The organism is Longimicrobium sp., assembly GCA_036377595.1.
Lineage (GTDB): Bacteria > Gemmatimonadota > Gemmatimonadetes > Longimicrobiales > Longimicrobiaceae > Longimicrobium.
In genome coordinates this window covers 131,010-156,607 of sequence record DASUYB010000105.1, presented here as the reverse complement: position 1 = coordinate 156,607, position 25,598 = coordinate 131,010, and the positions used below count along the sequence as shown (strand labels likewise).

Below are 25,598 nucleotides of genomic sequence, written 5' to 3'. Positions count from 1 at the left end.
GCTGCTGAGGTGTACGCTTCGTCTGCTAACGGAGGAACGGCTCGACCGCGTGTGCGAGTCTCTCCGCGAACGTCTGGAAGCCGTCCGCCGCGATGCCGAGGCATTCGACTTCCAAACCCATTATTTGCGCTTCTCCAACCTCAATTTGCTCGAACTGCTGACCGCTTCCGGGAGGATCACTGGTTCCGCCGCGCGGAACGCGCGGGTACAACAGAAGGGTCCGCTTCGCGCCTGCGGCGTGCATGAACGCCAGCGCCGCGTAAGCGTCTGCCGCTGCAATTCGCGTACGAGCTTCCGTCCGCCGCGCTCTGTACTTCGCATCGATGATCACCATCGCGTCGCCTCGGTAGCTCACGTCGGGCGTGACCACGAGGCGCCTGCCGTTCCGCCTGCCGAGAGGTAGGAAAACCTGCACTTCCACATGCTGTTCACCCAGACTGGACTGCAGCGCCCGCCACTTTTCCATTGCAGAGATTCTGGTAGGTATGCGAACGGGGTAGACTATGCTGCACCAGGCCTGCAGCGCTGGGACGGCGGTGTCGGCCACGAGCTGCGCGTCGTAGTCGAGATCTGGCAGGAGCCAGCCGCGTAATCCCTTGATTCGAGATTAGGAATTCCCAACCCTGCGTCTCTCGCGATCAGTCTGGCGAAGTCGTTGGTGTCCATAGATCCGTGTTCTCCCGGCGCGGGTGCAGCCCCTGTGCTTAGGGAAAGGACCGCCCTGTTTGTGCCCGCAGAGGGACGACCGAAAATGAGCGCGCAGAAACCGTTCGCTCTGCGGCAGAACTGAATGTCTGTCGCTCCAGAGTGGCGGGCACGCCACCCCCGCAGGCGGATGGGCTACGGTGGGCAGGGCTGCACGCTCTGGTCCGACACCGACTGACAGTGCAGATTGCGTATGTATCAATGCCCGACCTTCCTCATATCATTTCCGCCCGATGTCGCTAAAGTCCCATCAGCTCGAAGTTCTCCGCGGAATCTGCAGCCGTAGATCCGTCCTGGCATCTAAAATCGATGGACGGGTGTTGCGACCTCTTCTCAGACTGAACCTGATCGTGGAGTGTGGTGGGAGCGTCAGTGCGACGCCGGCCGGGCAGAGCATGGCGCGCCAAGAAGATCCTCGATCTGTCGGGCGGGGGCTGGGGGTGGTGACTCCGAATGATCTGAGCAAAAGCCAGGAGGAGGTGCTTCGCTACCTCGTTCGCCAGACCGGCGCAGTGCCGGTTGACCACCTCGACGGACGTGTCCTGCGCGCCCTGCTCACCCGTGGTCTGGTCGAGGAATCGCGCGGGTGGGTGCGTCCGACGGAGGCCGCTGACCCGCATCTCCATGGGCACCTCAGCCGGGCGCGTAAGAAGAGCCAGCGGCGGGCGGTCAGTTCCCCGAGGGGAGCGCGCAGTGAGGCGATCCTTCGAGCTACCGAAGAACTCGAGAGGGCGCTGCCCCGCGGTGCCGAGCTCATGATCGCGTCGATCCCTGCCTACGGCGACGATGTGGTGGCGGGCCTGCGTCAGTTCGCGCGAGAAATGGAGTAGCTCCCTTCCCCGATTATACCGACCTCCTGTCTGCCGTCAATCAGCCGCCGGATCCGATCCTCCCTCACTCGGGTCATCGCCGTCGACGGGTGTCTCGGAGGGCATGCTGGCGAGTCCAGCTTGGCGATAAAACCAGTGCGCAGACGCGTCAGCCCTTTTCCGTTCGGTAGGCGCCCGCTACGAAATTTCACAATCCCCGGGAAACACATCCTGGGCCACGCCGCGTCGTGCCGTACGTTTCGACCGCAGCCCCGACCCGCGCCACGCAGCTTAGCGATTTCGCTCGGTCGGAGCATTGGGCGAGCTCACGCACCGTGTGCGATGCGGCGTGCGGCGAGGAGGCGAGGAGGCGAAGGAGAAGGCAGATGCGCTCGCCGGCGCCATCAAGGATATGGCGGAAACACGTCCGCATGCCTGAAGCGCCGGCGCGGATGAGCGCCGGCGTCATCGTGGACCGCGCCGGCGGCCTAGAGGCTGTTGCAGCTGGTGTCGGACGAGGCGGCGTCCGCTGAGCCGCTCATGCTGGCGCTGCCGCGGCTGATGCTGACCGAGTACCCGCCCCCCGGCGCGCCGGAGCTCGTGAACGTGATCTGCCCGTTCTCATCCGTTCGGTACCAGGGGATCGACCGGCTCGTCAGCAGCGTCTTGGTCTGGGTGTGTACGTGGTGGTAGGTATTCGTCGAACTCACGCCCATGGTGACGTACGTGGGCGTGAGCAAGTCGAGCAAGCGGCTGGTAATGCCGTTGCATGACCCGTGGTGATCGGCCTTGAGCACGTCAACGTTCATCCCGAGCGACGTGTCGTAGCCGGCCGTGTTGTCGAACCACTCGATCTCCTCGTGCTCAGCGTCGCCGGCCATCCACATCGTGAACGAGGCGCTGTCAGGGCCCACCAACTTCACGGCCACCGAGCGGTTGTTGGGGTTGGTGTCGGAAGTTTTGGGCTTGAGGACGTGGAGCCTGGCGCCGCCGTCGAGGAGGATCGTGCAGACAGACGCGCCGGTAGCGCAGGGGTCGTCGGTGTCGCGGTAGGTCAGCTCACCGCGGCCGACCCGCGCGTTGATGGAATCGCGTAGTGAGGCCAATGTGCTTGCGGCCGAGGCGTCCTTGTTCTCGAAGAAGTATCCGATCCGGATGCTATGGCTGGTCTTGAAGAACTCTCGCAGCCCCGCGTAGTGGTCGTCGTGAGCGTGTGAGAGGATCATATAGTTGATCGTCTGGTTGTCCAGCCCGAGCGAGCTGATCCGGCTGGCCATCGTCGTCATCGACGGGCCGCCGTCAACCATCACCTTCGAGGAGCCGTTGGTGATGTAGATCGCGTCGCCCTGACCCACCTCGAGTATCCGAACGGTAAGTGGGCTACGGCGGCCGTCGTTTTGTGCTCCGGGAGTGCCTTTGTCCCCACTACCGAAAGCGACGTTGCTCGTATGCCAGTTCGTGCCCTTGGCGTCGAGGTTGTCGGCGTCAGGATCCGTCACGCCGCGGCTCGATCCCGCAGGCATGGTCGTCGCCCACGCCACCGAATCTACGCTCGCGCCCGCGTCGTCTCGCAGCGCGATCCAGTCCGCGGTGTTGGCCATCGTCATCGTGCCGTAGGCGTAGTTGGCCGTAACGCCACCGTTGAAGCTTGAGTTGCCGTTTCGTGCCAGGACCACGTAGCCGCCGGCCGGGATGGAGACCGAGCTGGTGATCGTGTGGTCCGTGTCGTTGTTGCCGGCGATCGTCCAGCCCTGAATATCCACCGCGGTGGTCCCGCGGTTCGTCACCTCAAACCACTCGCCGTCCGTGTCGGTGACTGCATTGGGATCGGCCATCACTTCGTTGATGACGATCTGGTCGGCGTAGCTCGAGACAGTAAAGTTCGGGCCGCTCGGATCCGGACCGCCCGGGCTCTGGAAGCGCTCCGTGCAGGCAGAGAGCAGGAGTCCACTTCCAAGGGATGCAGCGACGAGGAGGCGGGAATTCGGCATCGGAGGGACTCCGGCCAGGGACGAGGTGATGTTAGTTGCGTGCGCTGCTCTCTTTCCTTCTCCGGACAGAATACGCGGAACGGGCACGCTGCACCATGATTTCGTCCGGTGGCACATGGGCGCGAACGATCCCAAGAATCTCGCCTGCGTCACCGTGAGCGGCACGCGCCGCCTCCTCGCGCGGGCTTTCGGAAGGAGCAGCCGCGCTTGACCACTACTGGAACGCCAACTCGGCTGACCTGACTTGATCCTGGCACGTGCGCAGCCACCAGGATGCCGTATGGTCGGCATCGCTGGCGCGACCAAGGCGGCGAGGACCGGGGACGATATGATCGCGAATCTGGTGAATCCAGCGCGGGGATCAATGATCCAGACCGCGCGTAGACCGCCACCCCTGTTTCGCCAACTCGCGGAGTGCGGTGGCCCTATCCCTGTTCGCCCGAATGCTAGTTGCCACTGCCATATAGAAAGCCTCGCATTGGAGGTTTCAGCACGTGCCCCCAATCGTGATCGGAGAAGATCCGGGCTTCCGGATCGGGACCGTACCACTCCAAGAGCGTCGCCGTGCACCCTGCCCGCGACACCCGGTAGGCGGGCGTGGAGCGGTGGTCGCCTGTGCAACACGATTCCGCAAGGCCGGAGGACACCAGCGCCGTCAAATCACCAGTGGTCACGTAGGGAACGTTTCCGCAGCGATTCCAGCGTCTAATTGGTTTGAGCACCTCAGCCGCTGTCAACCAGTTTGGGTAAGCTTCGCGCAGCGCCCTCAGCGCCCACTGGCCAAGGTTCGAGGCATACACGTCCGTGCAACACTCGCCCAGGCAAGGTGGGCAAACGCTAGGTGCTATCTCGCCCACAAGCCGTGCAACGGTATCCATCCCGCTCTGCGTGATTCGGAACAGGGGCGACGGGAGTGCCGCAGTTCGCACGTTCGCGTGGCGCACGTCAGCGTGCCGACGATCCGCGAACCGGGCCAGTGCATCGGCCCATACGTAGGTCGTCCCCGCCAAGAGGTACAAGTCATCTGCGTGCGCCCAACCAAAGGTGCGGCCAATCCTGTATCCACCCGGTCGGACGGTGAGTTGCGCGAGGAAGATCAACGCACGCTCCTCACGTCCATGCGGATCGAAGCACCCATGCTGGCGTCCCGGTGTCACGGCTCGGCACTCGGCGTAGGTTCGCGAGTGCCGGACGGGTCAGGTGCGCGCCACGAAAGGAGGGGGATGGTCCGTCCGCTAGCCGAAACGCGCCAGAAGGCGACGGGCCGCTCCCGACCCCACACGACTGTTTGCTCGCGCCTCTCCGCGAGGCCGAAGCCTGCGAGCCACTTCAAATCCATCCAGTCGATGGTTCGGAAGTGGTCCGCCGCCCGATGGCGGTTTAGCTCATCGATAAGCGACGTGAGCTCACGCCCCGTACGCCAACCGTGTTCTCGGAATCGCTCAGGCCCTTCTCTTTCAAAAGCAAGGCGCAGCACCAGCAGCGCGTTGCGTGGTCCGGGTGCGATGTAGATGCCATGATCCGGTTCCACTTCTCCCGGTGGCTGAACCGACTCATACAACTCACCCCAACGCTCCGCGACCGCTCGCGCGCCTGCATCTGTTATCCGGTATAGCCACTCCTCTCTTCCCTTGGTGGCAACTCCGGCATTCACTCTGTTCGCCAACCCCGCCGCGTGTAGTAGCGGAAGCTCCCCGTCAAGCCTAAGCCTCGCCGCGTCCGCCACGTCGCGCCGGTGCGCCCATCCTGTGACACCGCAGAGCGTGTAACCTCCGTTTCCCGCTGCAAGACGTGAGAGAAAACGGATTGCGGTTGAAGTGTGGCGGTCTGCGAGTATGCGGTACTCCGTTCCCATGATTGCCCCCGAAGCATAGGTCATGTGGCCGGGAGGCGATCACCCACAGCCACTCTTGGGGACGAAAGATGGACGCTGTAACGCGCTCAGTACAGGACACCACATAACACGGTCAGCGGGAGCCGAGCTTACGAGGCGAAGTGGGAGGAAGTGCTTGTCCTGCCGTGCGGTGGGCGCTTCGATCACGCCACGGGGAGCGGCAAGAGGGGAATCCGAACCGGGAGATGGAGGGAACCAGCGGGGGAGTTGGCGCCCGCAGACGCATTTGGAGCGGACAGCCGCCACCGTCCGGATTATCTTGGGCGTGGGCGGGAAATCCCCGCCTTATGACCAATTACCCCGTTCGGGAGGTGGCCCAATGAAGGTGCGCGCGCTTGCTGCGGTGGCGGTGCTCGTTGTGCTTGCTGCGTGTTCATCCAAGAGCCCGACGGCTCCGCAGCCGCATAGCCCGTCGCTTGACGAGGTGGTAACGACACCCGGTGCGACACCGAACTCTGGAGGAATGGGAAGCGCACACTGACCGGCGCCCTCTGGCGCATGCGGAGCGGCGAGGGGACTAGGCTGCGGCCCTCGCCGCCCGCAAACGCGCTACAAAGCGGTCAACGAGCGGATCAGTGTCGGTCCGCTCTGGCTTGGTGAGGGGTGCTGTGGGAGAATGGGCAAGCGAGTCGAGAATGGCTTCCGCAGCGAGCAGGAGCGTGCTTTCCTTTCGCGTCCGTGCAATCTCCACGGCCTTTGTTGCTGCCCACTCCGCGCGGCTGCGTTCGCCTGCGGATGCAGCAGCATGCGCCAGATTGACGAGAATATCTGCCGGCCACGGGTCCATCGGGTACTCGGAGAACAGGACGCGCGTTTGCGCCCACGCATCCTCAAAGATCTCGACAACTCCCGCGCCTGCAGCTGCTCTGGCGACGTCAGACCAGAGAAGCGCCCGATCCGCAGGCACGGTGAAGTGGGTTAACGCCTCCTGGGCGAGGGGGAGGGCGCGGTCGAAGAACCCGCGGAGCATCCACCGCCAAGCCAGATCGCGTGCCAATCGTGGTAAGGACGCCGACGATAGCGGATACGCTTGCAATGCCCGCTGGGCGTAAACTTCTGCGCGCTCAACATCACCAACCTCCATCTCAACGACGAACAGGTTGTGATATGCAGAAGCTACCATATCCGGTAGATGATGCCGCCTAGCTGCTCGAAGAACTCGGCGGTGGGCCACGCGAGCACGCGGATAGTTTCCCACCTGTACATGTAGGTGCCCAATCCCTGCGTATGCCTCACAGTACGCCTGCCAGTCGTTTTCTCGGCGCGCGATAACAAGGCCGTAGTCGAACCAACTCCACGCGCGAGCATATTCGGCGCGCATTCTCAGCCAGCGCGCAGCACGTACTGCATAGATGGCGCTATGCGGGTCTGCGAGACTGGCCACTTGCTGATACTCGACGGCAGTTCCAAGTCGCCCGAGGTCGTGGGACCACCGTGCAATACTGTCACAGCCGTTTCCCACCGCAGGTGCATCAGACTCGCGTTGGTGACGCAGGAGCGACAACAAAACAAGCGCGGGCTTAATCGGCGCGTACGGGACGGCTGGAAGTTCGCCTATGGCTGTTGTACGCGTTTGGCTCCTGCGCGAGAACAGACCACGACGAAGTTCAGCTGTGGCCCAAAGCTCTGCGTCCCGAAAGGATTCCCACAGGAGTAATCCGTGGGCTTCCGAGAACTCGTCCAGAATGGCTAACCCGCTGAACCGGAGCGGTCCCGGTGAATGCAACAGAGGACGTGCCGACCGAATCGGCCTGAACGGACGGCGGCGGGGATGGAGCGGTTTCGTCATCAGTGACGGATACGATCAACGGCGGGTCGCGGTAGGCTCGCAGGGTGAACGTTTAGTGGCGTTTCCTGCGTTAGCCGACAGGATAATGAACGCAGGAGGAAAGCGCCACGGACGATTTTCCGGGTGGTCATCGGGTAACGTCAGGAGCGGAGGTGTGGTGATCTGAGAAACGGCACGCGGTACCCCAATGAAGACTTGGGAGTGGACAAGTGTCCTTCCGGTGCGCAAGGGCGCTTTTTAAGCGGAGTTTCTCGGCGGGGCTTCTGCGGTTCTTTGTCTCGACGCGACCGTGATCGGTCCAGGTCGCCTCCACACCACCGGTGCCGCAGCGGCGACCAGTGTAGTCGATGGTCTGCTGGAGCGTCTACGGTATAAGGTGCCAGTGTCGTAGACAGCAGCGGTAATGCAGCAAGGGGGACGACCGTTGGTCGCCCCCTCTGCTCCACGAACGGCTCGGACGGCCCTGCTTGGATGCTAACTGGACGGGCCCAGCCGCCTCTCCAGGCGAGTGGTGAACTCCGTCGGTGTCGTTCCGCAGGCCTCGCACAAATCAGCGAGCTCTAGGATATCCACCTTCCGCTGCCCCGCCCGCGTTTCAGAGTGAAGACATCGCCCATCCGAACTGGGCCACACCTTCTACGCGGGTCCCTGTTTTGTCGCCGACGCGATCTCGCCGGATGGGAAGGCCGAGCCGAAATTGTGCTCCACCGGGAAGACGTATATCGAGAAATGGCGTGAGGACCAGTTGCTCCCGAATGTGGTTGTCACACTCCAGAGGGGCGCCTCTGCACCGTTGCCATTCGAGCGACGTTCCCGCGGTGAGAGACGGAATGTACAGCTTCGAGCGGTAGTCCTTTGAGCTAAGGTACGCGGTATCCAAGATCATCGCGAGGCGAGTGAACGTTACCGAAGCGCCCTGAAAGGGGCGAAGCCGAGATCCTTCAACGGCATCGACTCGTCGTCGGCCGAGTTGCCCGCTTACCGAGAGGGCTGTGCGCATGTTCCACCGGTACAACGCTTGTACCGAGGCACCATATGCCTTGGTGGAATACGCGTTGTCGATCTTCTGGTCGTTGTCGAGATCTACTTTCGTCGCGGACAGGGACGAGAACGTCTGTACGAATGCGTTGCCGGATAGCGCCCACGTGTTTCGAAACCGGCGCTCCCAGTAATCCGAGAGAAAAGCATCGTGGATCTGTTGCGTTCGTTTCTGAAGAGCCGCGTCACTCTCACCGTCGAGAGGCGTAATAACCGGTAGATTCGGCAGCACCTCGTGGCGAATATCCTCGTAGACTCTCTGGCGCCGGGAGGAATAGTGTGCGACCCAGTCGTAGCCTGCACCGAGGCTAAAGGTGGACGTGCTGTTCGCGTTCGTGGCCGACAGGCTCAACGCGTCCCACCGCGTGGGATCCCGCGTCAGTTTTAAGGGTGAGAATGAGACCTTCTGCTTCAAAGCGTTGTCGCTGAAGCTCAGTGCCGCACTCACGAAAGAATACGGATCCGTGGTGTAGTCAAAGTTCAGTACTTTGCCCACCGTGGCACTGACCGATGCTAGATCCGGCAGCGGGTCCTGCAAGCCGCAGCCTCTGGTCGTGTCGACGCCGACCCCGGCGGTGAGGTGACACATCTGGAGGGCCGTCTGCTGGGCCGAGAGCAAGCTTGTGTCAGCCAAAGCGGCGAGGCAGAGAATGACAATGGGCTGAATCTTCATACCCGGAACTCCCCCTTCTTAATCCACGACACTCCACGCTCCATCTTCTCGCTGGGTGTGGGTGGGGTGGGGATGATCTGTTTTACGCTTCCCCCCGTCGTCACTGCACCTACTGCGCGGGGTACGTCTGCATCTACTGCTAGTGCGATTACCATTACTTCGATACTTTCACCCTCCTTGAACGGCCCGAACGTCAGAGAGAACTCGCCGTCGTCTTCAAGCACCTGGTGGGTCAAGAGCTGAACCCACTTGGTTTCACCGGTTCGTCGATAGACGAGCCCGGAAATGAGAACTCCCAAGCCACGCGTCCATAGGAGAGTGAATACGGCAGGTTGTGCGTCCAACGCGCCTGAGAGATGGTGCTCCAGTTCCTCAGTGGAGCTTTGGTCGTCGAGCGCGACTGTGCTGAACATCCTTGTTGTCATGAAATTTGTCCTTGGTGGTAGTGTAGTGATGGGAACATCGCGGAACGTATGACATATTTCCTCTCCCGAAGCCGCGCTAACATAATCCCAAATGTTTATTTCACCAAGCTTATTCGGGCATGCATGCTTGGCGTGCCCCCGCGGAACTGCGGTGGGGTTCTACCGCGGTCGTTCCGAGTCGGTCTACAGGCGGTTGCAGGAGGGATCGCTCGAGGTCGCGCTGGGAACGGTTGAGAATCAGAGCGTCACTGCCTGGCGTCCAGCGAGCGATACTGGATTGCCTCGGCCACGTGCGCTGTGGTGATGTCGCCGCCGTCGAGGTCGGCGGTGGTGCGGTCAGCACGGAATGGTATGTGCCCGCGCTGAGCCCTTGAGCACCGATACACCTGCGGGAGAACCGGGAAGTGCTCCGGCATTCGTGCCCGTTGAGGTCCACTGATTCGCCTCGTCGCTGCACCTTGTCTTCGATTGTCCGGCCGAGCCATCACTGGATGTACGTCCTAATGTGGACCGGCCCCGGTGAGTTGATGAGGAAACCAACCTGTCCTGGTACCATCTGTAGCTGTAGAGGCGACAGGACGCTCTTGATCGTAGCCCCTTCGAGCCTGGAGATCTCCCACGCGCTGTCCAGCGCCGCCTCCTGACGCTGGAGGGCCCCCGCTCCGTTGTAGTGCTCCGGTAGCGCCGCCAAGTAATCCACCAGCGACCGCCAGACGACGTCGAGCTTTGAGCGGTAGGCCTTCTGCGCCTCCTTGAGAGCTGCGGACTGCGCGGGCGTGAGCAGGAGTGAGTCGCTCTCGATCAGGATCTGGTCGTAGATATCCGGAACGCTGCGGGCATACCGCCGCAGGAGAGAATCGGCCGGCAGCCGCCCGTGCGCGCTCTTGAGCGACCTCTCCATCTGCTGCTCCGGGAGCGGACGACTGAGGTCGATGCTCACGTCGAATGAGATGCGGAACGGATCGCCCAAGTTTGCCTTCGAACGCCCGAATCCCCGGTTCACCGCGTAATCGAATTCCCGCGTGGACGGGTCGAACCCGCGCACGGTGTAGAGCACCGGATCCGCGCTGCGCTGCGTTCCCCAGCCGTGGAGATCGTCGCCGCCGTGGACGAGTTGGTCGAGCGCGCCCAAGGGATTCGCGATTTCCAGCGCGACCGTCGCCCTGCGGGCGGTGTGCGGCAGCGGCGGAGCAACCTGCAGCCGAGCGTTCAGCATGGCGCTCCAAGGTCCGCGGCAGCTGTTCCGCTCAGCAATCCGGCCGATCTGCTTCCGCAGGCAGGCCGCTGCTCCAGCCGGTGCGCCCTGGAGCAGGGTGGCCAGTGAAGCGTGCCGACCGGCATCGAAGACGAAGGCCCGGTCGTTGGCGTACCCGTCTCCGTTGACGTCACCGGCTACCACGGGCGTGTACGGCAGGCCCGAGGAGATGCGCCCGAAGAGGGTGAAGGAGAACCAGTCCGGGACGTCCACTCCGGCCTGCACGATCACCTGGTGCCGCACGTCCCAGTCGCCGGGTGCCCATTCCCGCTCGGAAGGGTTCCCGGCGGTCGGTGCGTCGAACCCGCGGGCCTGGGCTCGTGAATCGGCGAGGGTGTAGGAGACGCTGAAGAAGTAGTCGCTGAAGTTGAGATCGGGGGTCAGCGTGAGCGTCACCTGGCGGCTCGTCGAGCGGAGATCCGACCGGTGCTCCGAGACGGGACCGAAGAGAGTCGAGATCCGGCTGCTCGCCGCTGACGACGCTCCCGTGGCGGGATCTACGTCCGCGGGATCCGAGAAGAACGGCCGGCCCGATTCCGCCGGCAGGGTGAACCGCGGTTCCCCCCGGAAGTTCAGGTCCCGCGTTCCGGACTGGTCGAGGTTCAGCGAGTAGACGCCCTCGACGGTGAAGTCCACCCTCCGGAGGAGCCGTGAGGTCCAGGCCAGGTTTCCGCGCCAGCTCCGCGCGGCCGAGTAGTTGGAGGAGAAAAGTTCTACGCTGGGCGCGGTATCGACGTAGCGGCTTCCGTCTCCACACGTTGACGGAAGGGGCGCCCCCGCCAGGAACGCGGCCCAGTCGGGCGTCGGCACCGCGGGTCCGACGCACCGCACGCGCTCCGCGCCCCCCGGCAGGCCAGTGAACACTCGCGTACCGGCCAGGAGGTCGGCGGGCAGGAGAAGGCGGAATTCGCCGAATCCGCCGCGGAGCACGCCCACCGGCGCGCGGACCCGTGTTCCGAGGACGCTGCGCTGGTCGGGTGCAGGCGGAGAACCGGGCGTGTACGCCCACGTGAACCCGATCCGGGGGCTCACGTGCACACCGCCGGGCGCGCGATCGGTCCTTGCGCCGAAGAGTGAGGAGATCTGCGGGTTGAATGCGGGTCGCGCGGTGAACCAGCTCTCCTCCAGACGCGCCCCGTAGAGCAGTTGAAGGGAGGGATTCACTCTCCAGAGGTCCCCTACGGAAACCACGCCGCTCACCTCCCCGCCGGACGCGGTCGCGTCACTCAGCACGCGTGTGAACGAAGACGGCCGGTCCTCGGCGAGCGCCGCGAGCGAGGGATAGGTGAACGTGCCCAGGAGGTCACCGCCCGCGGAGCGCGAATCCTCATCCACCCGGAGCTGCGTGTAGAGCTTGGGCTTGTGGCGGCTGCCAGCCGTGTACCATTGGGTCGTGTTCGTCGTCTCCCAGGTCCACGAGCGGTTTCGGCCTTCCTGGAGCGAGTTGCCGCCAAACGCGAATGCGCCCGCCCCGTCCTGCACGGAGTCGTTTGCGAGCGCCACGATGCCGCGCGGAATTGCGAAGACCGGAGTCACGGCGGAGCGCCGGAACGAGATGGCGCTCTGGGTTTCGTTGAGGTACTCGCGCCCAAAATAGAACGAGTACGTGCCCTGGAGAGTTCCGTTCCATGCTTCGCGGCGGCCGCCCTGGCCAGGCGCTGCCACGCTCAGGCCGGGAGCATTCGCAGTAGAGTGGTCAAGGTACGCGACCACTCCCCAGGTGCGGTCGCTCCGGGGATCGTGGTCGATCCGCCCGAGGAAGGTAGCGCGGACCGGCGAGAGCGCCGCGCCCGCGCCGGAGAGCGACGGTACCCCGAGTGCGGAGAGCGTGCTTCCCAGCTCGTTGACCGATGCCTGCGACGCCTGGCCAGATCCGACGAGCTGCCTCCGAAGTTCCGCGATGGAGTACGCGCCGCTCGACTCGCGTGTTATCTGAATGCCCGCATTGTAGTTGAACCGGCCGGGAAGCTCGCCTTCCGTTCCCGTGCTCAGCCGCAGCCCACCACCGGTCCGGGGGGCGGCGAAGACGGAGTTCCCGCCGAGGCCGGGAATGTCGCCGCCCACGTGGGCGCGCCGGAACGTGTACCCGCCACCGGGAGCGAGGTCGACCGAGACCTCTGCCCCGCCGAAGCCGCCCCGTGCGGGATCGTACGTGGTGGTTGCGACCCGTGTACGCGTGCGTACGTCTCGCGGAATCTCGGCCCCGGAGAAGTCCAATCCGTTCAGCCGTGTCTGGTTCTGTCCGGCGAGCCCGAGTACGGCGAACCCGTCTGCAGTCGGCGTTACCCCGGGGACGGTGGCGGCTACGCTCGCCAGGTTACCAGCGTGCGCCGAGTTCACGGCCCCAACCACGCCGGCAGCGGGATGCTCGGCCGCACCCGTCTCGGAGATGATCCCTTGGCTCCGCTGCGGCTTCAGGCGCTGGGTCGAAGCGACCACCGGTGCCAGGTTCACCACGACCGGCGTGAGCTGGATCTCCAGCCTGGGCAGTGGACCGTCACCCGTCGCCGAAACGCGCTGCCGGTAGCTGTTCCATTCCGGAGCCGAGACATGCAGGAGATAGTCGCCCGTGCCCTGCGGAATCGTAATTGAGAAACCTCCGCTCGCGTCCGTCGTCCCGGTGAACGACTGCCGGTCCGGAGCGCGGACGACTAGAACCGTCGCGCCGGCGATCGGCTGCGCTCCGGTGCCGATCACGATGCCTTCGATCCGGTCCGTTCGGACCTGGGCCCAGCCACGAGCAGGTGCGGCCGCCCCCAAGAGGATCAGGAGGAGCATCAGGAATCCAGCGCCGTGAGCACGACGGGGAGGCATGTCGCTCACGCATCGGCAGCGGCGTTCGGTCCGCAATGGAGATCGGCCGGGATTCGTCGACAACGGGTATCTCGTCATGGGTGCGGCACCACGGAATTTCGTCAATGTACATCCCGACGCGCGCCAGGACGCGGGAAGGCTCCCGGCCGTGTGAAATCCGGCCGGGAGCCTCCCGTCGGGCGCCGCACGGTTCGGCGCGGGCCTAGCTGCAGACCACCGTGCAGGTGACGAACGGCGTGCCGCCGTTGCCCACGACACAGCTGGCCGAGATGTAGCACCCCGCCGGCGCACTCCCGCACGCCTTCCACCACCCGTCGGGGCAACCGAACATCGAGGTCGCGTGGGCGGGAGATGCCAGGTAGAACGAGCCGCCCATCGTGATGCCTGCCGCGATGAAACACGCGATCAGCTTCTTTTTCATCTCCACCGTCCGGTGCGGGAGACTGGGAAAGGCCGCAGCCTGGAGGGCTGCGAAGGGCCCGCCGAGGTGCGGGCCGTCGATCTCACTTGCGTGCCGCCGCGTCGACGTAGTGTGCAAGGGCCTCGTCCGTTAGCGCGCCTTCGACTTTCATGTCGTTGATCAGCAGGGTGGGTGTGGCCCGGATTCCCAGCTGATGACCCGCGTCCACGTCGCCTTGGATCGCGGCCGAGTATTTTCCGCTCTGCATGCACCGATCGAAACGGGTCAGGTCGGGTACGCCCGCCGCGGCGGCGATGCTCTCCCACGGGACGGACCCGAGCGAATCCTGTCGCGCGTATAGGGTGCTCTGGATCTGCTCGAACCGACCTTGTTCGGCCGCGCATTCCGAAGCCATGGCGGCTGGACGGGCCTGCGGATGCCCATCGAGCGGGTACTGGCGGTGAATCACGACCACGTTAGGCCGGGACTTCCGGAACTCCTCCAGCCGACCGTAGAGCTGCTTGCAGAAGGGGCACTGGTAGTCGGAGAATTCGACGATGGTGACACGCGCACGCTGAGCGCCGAGACGATGTCCGGCCGCGGCAAACGCCTGCCAGTCCGCGACCCTCGTCGGCTCGGGAGCGCCTTGGTCGTCCGGGGCCGAAATGAGCTCTCGCCGGACCACGAGGCCGGTAACCGTCAGAGCGCAAACGGCGAGGACGACCAGCACCACGTTCAGAAGGGCTTCTGACTTCATTGCGGGAAGAACGCGGGAATGCGGCGCTTTGACGGCGGGAAGAGAGTTGATGGGACGACTTGAGGTTACCCGCTCCAGGACCATCCGTCAACCGACGAGCGCTCCTGAGGGAGGGTTACACGACAAGATAATGTGCACCCGCGTCCACGCCCCGTGGATTGAACATGAGGTGTCTGTCAGGTTATCTTGTGGAACACACAGGAGGTTGGAACGTCGCGTGCCCCTCGCCAACCGCAGGCCAGCACCCCCGGCCAGACATTCTGCGAATGAAGATCAGCCGTACGCCAGCGGGAACTGAGCCCCGGCGCCGGGAACAGGACCGGAGACTCCTCGGTGCATCGCGCGCGGTGGCACGACGTGCGCTGGTTCGCGTCTCGGCAACGATCCTAGCCGGTAGCCTGGGGTGGTTCTACCCGGATCTCGCCTCGGGTCAGACGCGGGGGCGGCCGTCGGACACGACTCGCGTCGCGCGCGAGCTTCCGGGAATTCTCGCGCAGGCCAGCCGGGGCGACTGTGCCTCGCGGGACGACCCGCGGGCGAGGGGAGTGTGGGAGAGGCTTCGGTCGAAATACGCGGATGGCGCGGACTCTCTTTCCGTCTGGGCCGCCGAGTTGTCGACCTCCTCGGGGTACGTGGCCAACCCCGAGTTCCTGCGCTTCGATACGGCCGTATCGACCCGTTTGGACGGTACGACTTCCGGGTGGAACACCCAGGAGATTCGCCGCGACGGCGACCACCGACTGATTCAGTTCTCCATCGCGCCCCGCGTGGGCCGCGGCAGCAGGGGCATGGGGGGGACCTACCGGGCGCAGCTGTCGCGCGAGATCGCGACAAACGGGTACGCGCGCATCCTGCCGGGCGTCAACGCCGATCTGACCCAGACGTGGGCCGCCTGGGCTTATCCGCCGCTCGAAGCCGAGCTCGCGACGCATTTCGTGAGCGCGGATTTCGGACGCCTGAGTGCACTCTCGATGAGCACGTCGGACGGCGGTTTCGCGCTGGCCTTCTGCTCGCGATCTCAGTATCGCTCGAAGCCGTATCTGAGCGGCGTCATGGTGTTGCGTGCGGACACAACCGTGGAGCGCGTCTACTGGCGCTTCCACACGCCGGCCCCCGACGAGGCGGCCGGCGGGCAAGCCGAATTCCCGAGATACGATCCCTCGAACGGGCTTCCTCTGCTGCTGCCGTCCAGGGGGACGTACTTCCGCCGTCAGGGCGTCGCGTTTTTCTACCAGCGGCAGCAGACGTTCCCGCGTTGGTGGACCGGGCCGTGGTTCGAGCTACCGGCGCAGCTGGTTGCCGAACCTGAGACGACAAACGTGAAGCCGGTGGTAATCTTCAAGACTGCTACGGATTCGACCGGAGTACATTGACGAGCAGCGCGGGATCCGGCTGGAGCGCGTGCGCCCGTGGGCCGAAGGTCAAACAATGTGATGGACTCGCGGCCCGAGTACGTCCTCACCGCCCGCCCCGGAGAGCGCCAACGCCACGACCGCGAGAACGAAGCCGGATCGCTCTCCGTCCGCCGTACCTCGCCTTTGGTGAAGAAGAACATGTGGGGATGGTCGCGCGTTGACGGAGGGAGATGACGGCGGTACTATATCGTGTATAGGCTACATTTGACGACTGAGAACGGCCTAGGCATGGGCTTGGCGCGGCCTAATCGAGATCCTGCAGCGGCTCGGATTTCAGTTCATCGACCGCTGCGCCGAACTCGCTCCAGCTGTGTCGAAGCACGGTGAGGACTCGGTCGATCACCTTGACGGTCGGGTTCTCCTTTCCGCGCTCGACGTCCCCGTAGTAGACCGCGTGCAGCTTCGCACGCGACGCGGTCTGCTCGATCGTAAGACCTCGTTCCTTTCTGAACCTGCGAAGAGCGGGACCGACGGGAACGCCAGGATCGTGAGCCATGGGCCCACGCTACCGGGTTCGGCGCGCCCGGCACCATAAGGTATACGCTACATTTTGGAGTACCTGAGCCTGAAAGCGCGCTTATGACTGCTTCACCGCCATCCCCAGAGGTTGTAGCACATGCGTAGTTTGCTCGTCGCCCACGCCGCCCTTCTCGTGGTCACCACCACCTCCGCTCGCGCGCAGCAGACCGACCAACTCACGGATCCGCAGGCATCCCCCGCGCGCCAAGCTATTGGCTGCGGCCAAGTGGCGGACTACGTGCCGGGTACCGCGGCCGCGGGGGAGTTCACGGTCTCCGACTGCTTCACGCTGAACGCCGGCATGCGCCAGCCCACGGACTTCTGGCGCTTCCGCACGGACGTCCGGAGAGATATCCAGGCAGTGGTCGAGGCGCCCGGGATGCAGGTCCACCTGCGCCTACTGACCGATGACGGAGTGGAGGTGAAGGCGGACGAGTTCGTGAACTCTTTTGCGACCCTCGCGACGCAGGTGCAGCCCGGCACATACAGGTTGGAGGTGGAGAACCGCACCGAGTCGAGCGGTGGAGGACGTGCATTCGGGAGGTACACGCTCCGGAGCTCCACGGACGCGGCCGGGTTCGAGGGGTGTCCAAAGCTGGAGCCGCTCCCGACATCAGGCGTTGTCGCCGGCGAGTGGAGCGTGGAGGATTGCCTCCTGCCGACGATGATGCGCTACGATCTGCGGCGCCACGACTACTACCTGCTGAACGTCTCCTCTCGCCGTGGCGTCGCCCTTTCCCTCGAGTCTCCGGGTGTGACCGGTACACTTGCGCTGTTCACACGCACCGGCGAGCCGGTCGCCGACGCCATGGCCGCCGGCGAGCCCGGCCGCATCGCTACCCAACTCGCCCCCGGCACCTACGTTATCCGCGTCGGAGTGGCGTCCGGCGCACAGCGGGAAACGGGGAGCTACACGCTCCGGGTGAGGTAATCACGGTTGGGCCTGCTCTTTGTGAAACCCCGTGCCAGGATCCCGGTCGAAGATCTTCTGTGGTGACCAGCGACTCGTGCGCGTTCTCGCGCACGAGTCGCTTGCTCTGAGTCGGACGTTTACTTCCCTCCGGGCGTGCTCGCCGCGCGAACTCGGGATCCGTGCGAGCGCATAGGTAATTCTTGCTGGAGGACGCGCTTTGCGCCACTACTCTGTGCTGCTGTTCATCGGCTGGATAGCCGGTCCCCGCCTGCACGGCAACTGATTCCGAAATGACTACTCGAGAGGGCGGCAGTTCGCCTGAAGCGGAAGAACAGCTTGTTCCCGAACCGCTCGGAACGACGTCCAGAGAGGAGGGCGGTTTGAACGACAGGATCTGGCCTGATCTCGAGGAAACACCGGCTGAACCGAGGCGTTCCGGATCTGGTGCCCGCACGAGCATCCGGCTTGATCAACGCGCATTCGAGTACGTGGAAGGCGGGCGGATGCGTTCGCGGATGCGCCACGGGCGATCGATCGACCGTGGGCGGTTGGTCTCGAGCATTCTACACGGCTTGGCGAACGCCGGATTCGATCTCTCAGAGGTGGCGCCGACCGAGATCGCTGCGGCAATCGCGCGGCGTATCGGTCACCAGGACGCGTTGTATGCCGGCGGGACGAGACGAGAAACCTCGATGTCGGGCGAGATGTAGTCGCCCGATATCTTCTCTCCCGCGATCAGCGAACCAATTGGGTCGACGTATTTCGCCCAGAATTCGACTAGCCTCTCCTGCCGCTCCGCGTCGCCGTCGGCCTCCCTCCAGAAGAAACACGGAATCATCTGCTGGTCGAACGGAAGATCGGTACCCTCTTCCGCTGTGATGAGCACGCGCGTCGCGCGCCCAAGCTCATGACGCAGTTAGTAGACGTCGTGCTTCGCCACGTCATGGGGCGGCAAGTCGCACGTGCAGGTCCATGGCAAACCTGCCAAGCCCTTCGAGCACACCCTCGAGGCTCTTGAGCGTATCCCTGACGAAGCTCTCTTCCATATACGCGATCCACGGCTCTCCTCCACTCGTGGCCCATCTGAACCACTCAGGCGGCCACTCTTTCGAGGCGCGCTCCGCGAACTTGCGGCGCTGCTCTGATGGCCACTCGAAGCCGTTGTGGAACATCTTGTTGCGGTAGCCAAAGAGCGCCGCCAGCCGAAGCCAGAGATCCCGCGGTAGAACGGATGTAAGTCCCGTCGCGTCAGCCAGTTGCCTGATCCCGACGGGCAAGTCCTTGCCCCATTTCCCGTTGTTGTACGGCACGAAGTGGCAATCCCACGTCTTTTCCCCGACTGGGTGAAATCGTGGGTGCAGCGGCAGAGGTACGGCCGACTCGCTCCACATCTTGCCGAGTCGTATGAACACTTGGTAGAAGAGCGATTCCGCGAACGGCGCGAGCATTCCCACAGCGGCCATGCTGTGGGCAGCATCTTGATATACCGACGCGTGGACTCGTTCCATCCACTCGTCGAGCGCCTGATGGCTATGCAGCCCTACGTGGCTGCGCGCATCCTCTTCGAGGTTGCGAAGTCGGCGGGCGAGCACCTTCTCCGTCTCAGCTTGCCCGGCGAGCAGCTCCCGAATGGCGACGAGCTGCGCGTCATAGTCAAGGTCCGGGAGGAGCAGGACTGCGTAGTCCCTCGGTTCCAGTTCGGGAATTCCCAGTCCCGCGTCTCTCGCGATCAGGTCGGCCAAGTTGTCGGGGTCCATGGTTCGCTCTGCTAACCGAGGAACGGCTCGACCGACTGTGTGAGTGTTTCCGCGAACATATGAAACCCCGACGCCGCGATCCCGCGGCACTCGACCTCCAAACCGAGGATTTGCGCTTCTCCAACCTGGATTTTCTCGAACCGCCGACAGCTCCCAGGAGGGTCATTGGTTACTTCCGCACGTGCAACGCGTGGGTATAACAGAACAGTGCGTTTCGCGCCTGCGGCCTGCATGAATGCCAGCACCTCGTAAGCATCTGCCCGTGCGATTCGCGTACGAGCGTCCTTGCGTCGTGCTCTGTACTTGGCATCGATCAGCACCGTCGCGTCGCGTCGGTAGCTTACGTCGGGCGTGACCACGATGCGCTTGCCGCTCCGCACGCCGAGCGGGTAGGAGACCTTCGCCTTCACATGATGTTCACCCAAGCCTAACTGCAACGCCCGACTGAGGAGCTCCTCCCAGGCGAACCAGGTTCTGAGAACGTAGCCAGGGGAGTGAAGCAAATCCGGGCGTAAGCCAAGTCCGAGCCCCTCCAGAACCTGGAGGGAAATGTCGTAGATCTGCTGCCAACGACGGTGTCGTGACGGGACCACACGCGGACGAGGAGAGTTCCGCGGCGCCCCTTGAGGAGAGAGTGCCTCCACCACGCGCGTGAGCTGAACGCGTGTGGCCGGGTTCCGGATTTCGGGGAGCAACCTCCGCGCAGCGTCGCGGATCGTTGCATTGTAGCGGTTCTCCCGATCGAGAAAGATGCCCTCCTGCCGGAACCCATCGGGGTCCGGCAGGATCAGGTCTTCAGGATCCGGTTCCCCGTCGGCAGCGAACTCGTGCCACGTCTTGCGATGATAGGTGCGTAACGGCCGGCGGTGGTTATCCTCGTACATCGTCACCATCGCTCGCCCGACGAGACTCGCCAGGTCGCCCCGGTCGGCCGATTCGGCGCGGAGCCGTTCGCGCGGAAGGATCGCTCCCGTGCGAACGACGGATGCAATGAGAAAGAAGTCCTCTCGCCATGATGGCTCGTTGGCGCCGAGGAACTTCGGAGCGACCTCGAGTTCGAGCCCTGGCGCGATCCGGATCAGACCGGCGCAGTCGCGGACAAGCAGCGTTTCACCGGTAACGGAGAGCGCGTTCTTGATCCTGAGCAGACCGCGGAGGCGATCGGACGTCGACCTGATCGACTCCCGCACCTCCGCGGCAGACATGGCGCCGAGCCGCACGGCAGCTCCGATGAAGCCGTGCTCTGGAACGCCCTCTGTGCAGGCGAGCCTCAGCGGCAGGCCGGACCCGTTCACCGCGCGCCTACCGCCCGGAGCAGTCGATACAGGTCGGTACCGGTCAAGGGCGCTTCTTGGAGCTGGAGCATGCGCTCGCCGGCGAAAGCCTCGGACGTCAGTTTGTACGGGTGCTCGGGATTGTCCTGCACGTTGAGAGCGGCCGCGATCGCGCGCGTGTCGCCGAAGAACACCTCGTCCACGTGGGCTCGGACCTTCGCCCATCCGCGGCTTACGTAGTCGAGGGCTGCGCCGGGAGCAGCGTCTGGGGGTGGAGGCGCGGGTGCCATGAACACACCGTGGCCGAGCTGGAAGTCACGACCACGGCCAAGTGCGATGCGCCGGTTGACCTGGAGCCATGCACGCGTCGCCGCCCTATACACGTCTGCCGCGGACACGGGGCCCTCTGGGAGGCCATTGTCTCCCGTGCTACCGCCAACGGTCTCTGGTTCGGCTGACGCATCGAGCCCGAAGTGTTTAAGCAGTACCACCGGGTCGGGAACCAGGTGGTACGGTGCCCAACGCCGCTGGAACGCCACGTCGAGCGGTTCGACCGACGTGTCAGCCTGGTTCATGGCTCCCAGCAAGTAGAGGTGGTGGGGGAGTTCGTACAGCTTGGCTTCGCCGTCGTCTCCCATGACCTCAAATTGCTGGGTGCTGAACAACCTCTCGCCGTCCGACCCAAGACGCTTGTCCGACTCGATGGCGACAATGGTGTCGCCGAACACCTGTACCGCAGGCCCGCGGTTGATCTCATCGATTGTAACCAGAGATGCACCGGTGCCGCTCCGCGCGTGCTCACTCGCCCGGTAGAGCGTGCCGCTGGAGACGCGGAACCGCACGCCCGCCTCCTCCCCGGCAGCTGCGACGGAGGGAACAAGCCCACGCACGAAGTCGCGGTATTTGGTTTTCTGGTCGAAAACGGTAGGAAAGACCCTTCGCGTGCGGTCCGGGCTCGGAAGCCAGTCCTCTCCTGGAAGCGCCGCGGCTGGCAGCAGGACGCCAGTTCGACGGTAGGGCGGCACTGCGGCCGCTTGGGGAGGCGACTCGAACGCACGGGAGACCTCGGCCAGCAGCCGCGTTTTTCCCGTCCCGGGTGCGCCGGATATCAACACGTTGTGCTGGTCTTTGAGTAGGCGCAGAACTTCCCGGGCCTGCTGTGAGAGCGCCGGCACATCAGGCATGGCAGTACTTCCGGCCAATCGTAAAGTCGATGTAGCCCTGTGCGATGCGGTTGCGGCGTGTTGACGTCACGCAGTTCAGGATCGTCTGCACGACCTCCGGGTGCCAGCCCTCGGTTCGAAGCGAACTCTCGGTCACATAGTGTGCGCGGAGTTCACCCCGGGCGTTCTGGATCAGGAGCAGAAAGATCAGGCCGACGTCGCCCTCCGGGAGGTTTTCTAGGGACGGGATATTGGGAATCCGCGGGATACGTCCTTCCGAGCCCCGTGCCGTAGTTGGAGGTTCGTATTCAATCTGCATCGTTCTTTCCTCTCCTTCCGGCTCATCGGGCTTGACCGGGTAGTGAAGAGGCCCTGCATAGATTTCGATCTGCGTCCGGGCACCCTCACGCTTGCGCATCACCCGCAGCCGATTCGGCAGCATCTTCTCCATGATCGGGCCGAAATGCTCGTGGTTCATGCGGATATCACGCGCTCCACCACCCGTCGGCGATCTGTTGGATTCCGCACGTCGCTTTTTCTCGTCCGCCTCGGTGAACACACGGAAGTAGATGCGCTGCGGCCTGTCATCCTGCGTCGCGGCTTCAGCCATAATTGACCTCGTCCTCCTCATCTGGAATGGGGTCGAATACGCCAAACTCGGAGGGGAAGTATGGGATTGCGCCGCGCGCCCTCGCCAGAGCGGCGCGTCGTCCGTGCTCGCCGGGATCACTGCCGGCGAGCTCCGCAGCCCTCGCCATCACCAGATCGCGAGTCACGGTGGACCGCGACTCGCCTTCGAGTGGTGGCTGCGCACGGTCTAGGAGTGGGAAATCATCCAGCATCAGACGCAGGTGGTGAACTCCGAGCCGATAAGCCGTGAGCACGTGCACGTCGATCTCGGCGCGCAGCTCGGCCAAGGCCCATGGATCCGGCTGCCCGAGCTGCTGGTCTGCCCGTTCGAGCTGACGAGCCAGCGAGACCAGCCGCTGAGCGGCGAGGCTGTCGAGATCGTAATCCGGGAATGGCAGCGCCAGTAGGAGGAAGTAGTTGACTGACGTCGTGATCACACGCCGCGCGAACCAGTCCAACGCTATGCTGTTGGCAGTCGCCAGCCAGAGGTAGCCGAGCGCATTGCGCTCGGAAGCGGAAAGCCGGGGATTGTCGAACGTGATCGTCGGGACCTTGTTCCCGCACACGACTCGCGCAGGAATTCGGGCGGCGAGGATCGACCGTTCGTTTGTCTGCCCTGTAACGTCACAGAAGCCAACTCGAGGTTGCTCACACCGCAGTCGAACTGCCTTCCGCAGTTTTCCCGGGTCGATCCAGAACTGAGGTGCGACTGTGCCGGTGCCTGGCGGCAGGGGAGACCAGATCGCCCTTCGACCTGTACCGGAGACGTACGCCTTCGCACCGAACCGGTGCTGGTGGACCATGCGTCCTTCCACCAGTGGAAAGCGGCCGTCGGCCAGCGTACGGGCGAAGAGCGCGCGGTCGCGCGTCATGTCTACTTCCCGTACGATCTTCGGTTTCCATATGGCGTCGTCCGCGCCGAACGGTCTGCCGTTGCGTGCCATCCGGCGGAACATCCGCCACTCGGCGCGGCTTCGGAGCTCAGGAACGGAAAGGTCGGGCCTGACGACGGCGAGCGCGGGGCGGCTGATGCGGATCGCCGGAGCTGCGCGAATTTCGCCGTCGGTCGCAGACGCGTGCGTCAGGGTGAGTGAACGCCCCGGCCTGTCCTGACTCTTCACCGCGTGGACTGCGAGGAACTTGAAGCGCGTATCGATCGAGAAGAACCTCGCCCGGTTTTCGAAGATGGTCAGGCCGAGGTGCAACGCCGAACGCAAGAGCGACTTCCTCAGTTCCCCGGTGCCCTGTGACCGGATAAGGCCGGCCGGGAGCAGAAGCGCGACTTCCCCGCCTGGTGCCGCGAGCTGCAGCGAGAGCTCCAGGAAGGCCTTGTAGAGGTCGGATTCGCCAGAGCCCTGCATCGTGAGACCGGCGGCAACCTGGTCGCGATAGGCCACCAACCTTTCCTTCTCCTCCGCGAGCGCGGGAGAGGCATCGGCGTCTGAAAACCGGTCCGCCCCATAGTGAACCGCCGCGCCGTTCGCCGCGTCGAATTCGTGGCGCGTAACCTTGAGCTTTTCCCAAGGTGGGTTGCCGATCACCAGCCCGAACCCCTCAGGAGCTTCCCTGGCCCATGCGGCTGGGCCATCCAGCAGGCTGTCGGTCCGTTTCAGCCGCGGGAGCATCTCCTCGACCGCGCCGAGGTCCGACGTAAGGGACGCGAGCGCCAGCGCGACTCCCTGGAGTGCTTCCTCGGAAAGATCCGCTGCGTGCACGCACCTCCGCACGAAGGTGGATCGAGCGCCGCTGTTGCTGCCGCAGAGCCGCAGCGCGACGGCCACTAGGAGGATGCCGGTCCCGGACGCGGGATCAATTACGGTGAGGTCTTCTCGCCTCGCGACGAGGCTGGCGAGATACTGGGCGAGCCGGTAATCGGTGTAGTATGCTCCGGTCTTTCTTCGATCTAACGTCCCGAGTACAGGCCGGGCGAGTGCCGTCAGCGCTAGGGAGGGATGGAAAGGCAGACGGAGGAGACTCGTGACGAGCTGGTCCGCAGCCGCAAGCGATGCGGAGGTGGAGAGGGGTCGCTGCGCGCCAGCGATGCTCCGGTAGCCCGAGAGGTTGAAGCTGCCGAGGCGGCTGGCTGCGGCCTCAAGGATTGAGATGCGAGCCTGGTTAGTTTCGGCGCCCGCTCCGGACGTGATGCGGTTGAGAAGCCGCTCGGCGGGTTGGAGCAGGCTCTCCTCGACTGTCCTCGGCGCGCTCACGCTGCCTGCTCCAACCGCCCCTCCGGTTTATTCAGTTCGAGCAGGTACTCGCTCACCGTCGACCCCGCGCGCCGCGCCTCGGTGTTGGGTGCGTACCGTCCGATCTCGCCGAGCGCATGCACCTTCAGATCCCCGAGCCCCGCGAGCGCGACGCGAAGGCTGTCGAGGTCGACATGTCCCTCGGAGCTGTAGGAGAGAAGGATCCTCTGGGCTGAGCACCCGTCCACCAGCCGCTTTATCGACGTCAGGGCGCGGGAACGGTAGCAGAAGTCGGAGGCTTTCGCCCGCCATGGCCGGAGACCTGTCACGCCGTCAACGACCGGCTCGTCGCCATGGGCGATGGTTTCCAGTACGTGGTAGTACGCGGCGTATTGACGCTTGGTGTACGGCGGATCGAAGTACGCCACGTCGCTAGGGCCCATCGGCACCTTATGAACATCCGTGTTGAGGACCTCGACTCTCCCCGTGTGGGAGAGTAGATCGCGGGTCACCAACTTGGCAGGCTGAAGCGCGTTTGGCATCCACTCGCGGAGGAAGCAACCGAACGTCCCCGCCGTGTTGGCCACCCGGCTCGCTGCGGCAAGCAAATCAGCGATGAGCAGCCGCTCCTCGGCCGAGGTGAGCAACCCGGCAGCGGACCAGCGGGCGATCAACTTCCTCGCGCCGTCGATGAACGCGGCGTTCTCTTCGGTGAAGTAGGTGCGCGTGACCGGGGCGAAGGCTGCGGAAGCAGGGCTGTATTCGCGCCAGAGGAAACCTTGCTCCGGCGTGGAGGAGTTCAAGATCCGAACGGCTGCGGCGTACCCGCCGAAGAGATCGAACGCTGCTTCCGAAGATGAGACGAGCACACCCGCGGCCATGATGCTGGAGCACAGGAGGTGATCGTTCAGGCGCACGGACCAGCCCTGCATTGCAGCCTCGCGGCCGACGATGCCGGTCCCGGCAAATGCGTCCACGAAGGATGAGCCCGGGTTGGGCGGAGGGCCCACGATCCGCAGGATCTCGCCGGCGACTCGGGCCTTAGATCCGAGGTAGCGGATGCTGGAGCCGATATCGCGTGCGCTCGCACCACGTCCGCGCGGGGCCGCCCAGTCTGAGACGGTGCGCTTGGAACGGGCGGTCGATGTGCCTGGCATATGTAGTAGATCCGTGGTTAATGTTCGGGGAGAC

Annotated in this window: 19 protein-coding genes; 3 read left to right on the top strand and 16 right to left on the bottom strand. The window is 64.2% G+C overall.

What is annotated here, in order from left to right:
- Positions 1–25 precede the first annotated feature (25 nt).
- Positions 26–466 (bottom strand): hypothetical protein, encoded by a 441-nt coding sequence (locus VF092_18120; GenBank protein HEX6749219.1) that lies wholly within the window; start codon positions 464–466, stop codon positions 26–28.
- Positions 467–1,184: 718 nt separating this feature from the next.
- Here VF092_18120 and VF092_18115 point away from each other — a divergent pair.
- Complete coding sequence (locus tag VF092_18115; protein HEX6749218.1) at positions 1,185–1,535, top strand: hypothetical protein; 351 nt, start codon at positions 1,185–1,187, stop codon at positions 1,533–1,535.
- 467 nt (positions 1,536–2,002) lie between these two features.
- Here VF092_18115 and VF092_18110 read toward each other — a convergent pair whose 3' ends face one another.
- From VF092_18110 to VF092_18080, 7 genes are all read right to left on the bottom strand, one after another.
- Positions 2,003–3,505 carry a lamin tail domain-containing protein gene (locus tag VF092_18110; protein HEX6749217.1) on the bottom strand — a complete coding sequence of 501 codons (1,503 nt, stop codon included), beginning with the start codon at positions 3,503–3,505 and terminating at the stop codon, positions 2,003–2,005.
- 2,411 nt (positions 3,506–5,916) lie between these two features.
- Entirely contained in the window at positions 5,917–6,522 is a 606-nt protein-coding gene (locus tag VF092_18105; protein ID HEX6749216.1) for a hypothetical protein, read from the bottom strand.
- A gap of 1,261 nt (positions 6,523–7,783) precedes the next feature.
- Positions 7,784–8,899, bottom strand: coding sequence for a hypothetical protein (locus VF092_18100; protein ID HEX6749215.1), 1,116 nt, complete (start codon positions 8,897–8,899; stop codon positions 7,784–7,786).
- Positions 8,896–9,324 (bottom strand): hypothetical protein, encoded by a 429-nt coding sequence (locus tag VF092_18095; protein ID HEX6749214.1) that lies wholly within the window; start codon positions 9,322–9,324, stop codon positions 8,896–8,898. Before VF092_18095 ends, VF092_18100 begins: the two co-directional genes overlap by 4 nt.
- Positions 9,325–9,808: 484 nt before the next feature.
- Positions 9,809–13,357, bottom strand: coding sequence for a carboxypeptidase-like regulatory domain-containing protein (locus VF092_18090; GenBank protein ID HEX6749213.1), 3,549 nt, complete (start codon positions 13,355–13,357; stop codon positions 9,809–9,811).
- A gap of 238 nt (positions 13,358–13,595) precedes the next feature.
- On the bottom strand, positions 13,596–13,814 hold the full coding sequence (locus VF092_18085; GenBank protein HEX6749212.1) for a hypothetical protein: 219 nt from the start codon (positions 13,812–13,814) through the stop codon (positions 13,596–13,598).
- Positions 13,815–13,896: 82 nt separating this feature from the next.
- Complete coding sequence (locus VF092_18080) at positions 13,897–14,550, bottom strand: thioredoxin domain-containing protein (protein HEX6749211.1); 654 nt, start codon at positions 14,548–14,550, stop codon at positions 13,897–13,899.
- Positions 14,551–15,182: 632 nt separating this feature from the next.
- Here VF092_18080 and VF092_18075 point away from each other — a divergent pair.
- Entirely contained in the window at positions 15,183–15,923 is a 741-nt protein-coding gene (locus tag VF092_18075; GenBank protein HEX6749210.1) for a hypothetical protein, read from the top strand.
- A 286-nt stretch (positions 15,924–16,209) separates the two neighbouring features.
- On the opposite strand, the gene VF092_18070 is transcribed toward VF092_18075, so the two are convergent.
- Complete coding sequence (locus VF092_18070; protein ID HEX6749209.1) at positions 16,210–16,461, bottom strand: helix-turn-helix transcriptional regulator; 252 nt, start codon at positions 16,459–16,461, stop codon at positions 16,210–16,212.
- A gap of 249 nt (positions 16,462–16,710) precedes the next feature.
- Here VF092_18070 and VF092_18065 point away from each other — a divergent pair, with 249 nt between their 5' ends.
- Complete coding sequence (locus VF092_18065; GenBank protein ID HEX6749208.1) at positions 16,711–17,415, top strand: hypothetical protein; 705 nt, start codon at positions 16,711–16,713, stop codon at positions 17,413–17,415.
- A gap of 628 nt (positions 17,416–18,043) precedes the next feature.
- On the opposite strand, the gene VF092_18060 is transcribed toward VF092_18065, so the two are convergent.
- Genes VF092_18060 through VF092_18030 form a run of 7 tightly spaced genes read right to left on the bottom strand, consistent with a single transcriptional unit; the run spans position 18,044 to position 25,564 of the window.
- The gene (locus VF092_18060; GenBank protein ID HEX6749207.1) at positions 18,044–18,283 is read right to left on the bottom strand and encodes a hypothetical protein; all 240 of its coding nucleotides are present in this window, start codon (positions 18,281–18,283) and stop codon (positions 18,044–18,046) included.
- A 55-nt stretch (positions 18,284–18,338) separates the two neighbouring features.
- Positions 18,339–19,154 (bottom strand): hypothetical protein, encoded by an 816-nt coding sequence (locus VF092_18055; protein HEX6749206.1) that lies wholly within the window; start codon positions 19,152–19,154, stop codon positions 18,339–18,341.
- 11 nt (positions 19,155–19,165) lie between these two features.
- Positions 19,166–20,449: a hypothetical protein gene (locus VF092_18050; GenBank protein ID HEX6749205.1), complete on the bottom strand. Its 1,284-nt coding sequence runs from the start codon at positions 20,447–20,449 to the stop codon at positions 19,166–19,168.
- Positions 20,446–21,612, bottom strand: coding sequence for an AAA family ATPase (locus VF092_18045; GenBank protein ID HEX6749204.1), 1,167 nt, complete (start codon positions 21,610–21,612; stop codon positions 20,446–20,448). The genes VF092_18050 and VF092_18045 overlap by 4 nt, the downstream gene beginning before the upstream one ends.
- On the bottom strand, positions 21,605–22,201 hold the full coding sequence (locus tag VF092_18040; GenBank protein ID HEX6749203.1) for a hypothetical protein: 597 nt from the start codon (positions 22,199–22,201) through the stop codon (positions 21,605–21,607). Before VF092_18040 ends, VF092_18045 begins: the two co-directional genes overlap by 8 nt.
- Complete coding sequence (locus VF092_18035) at positions 22,194–24,428, bottom strand: N-6 DNA methylase (protein HEX6749202.1); 2,235 nt, start codon at positions 24,426–24,428, stop codon at positions 22,194–22,196. The genes VF092_18040 and VF092_18035 overlap by 8 nt, the downstream gene beginning before the upstream one ends.
- On the bottom strand, positions 24,425–25,564 hold the full coding sequence (locus tag VF092_18030; protein ID HEX6749201.1) for a DNA adenine methylase: 1,140 nt from the start codon (positions 25,562–25,564) through the stop codon (positions 24,425–24,427). Before VF092_18030 ends, VF092_18035 begins: the two co-directional genes overlap by 4 nt.
- Positions 25,565–25,598 lie beyond the last annotated feature (34 nt).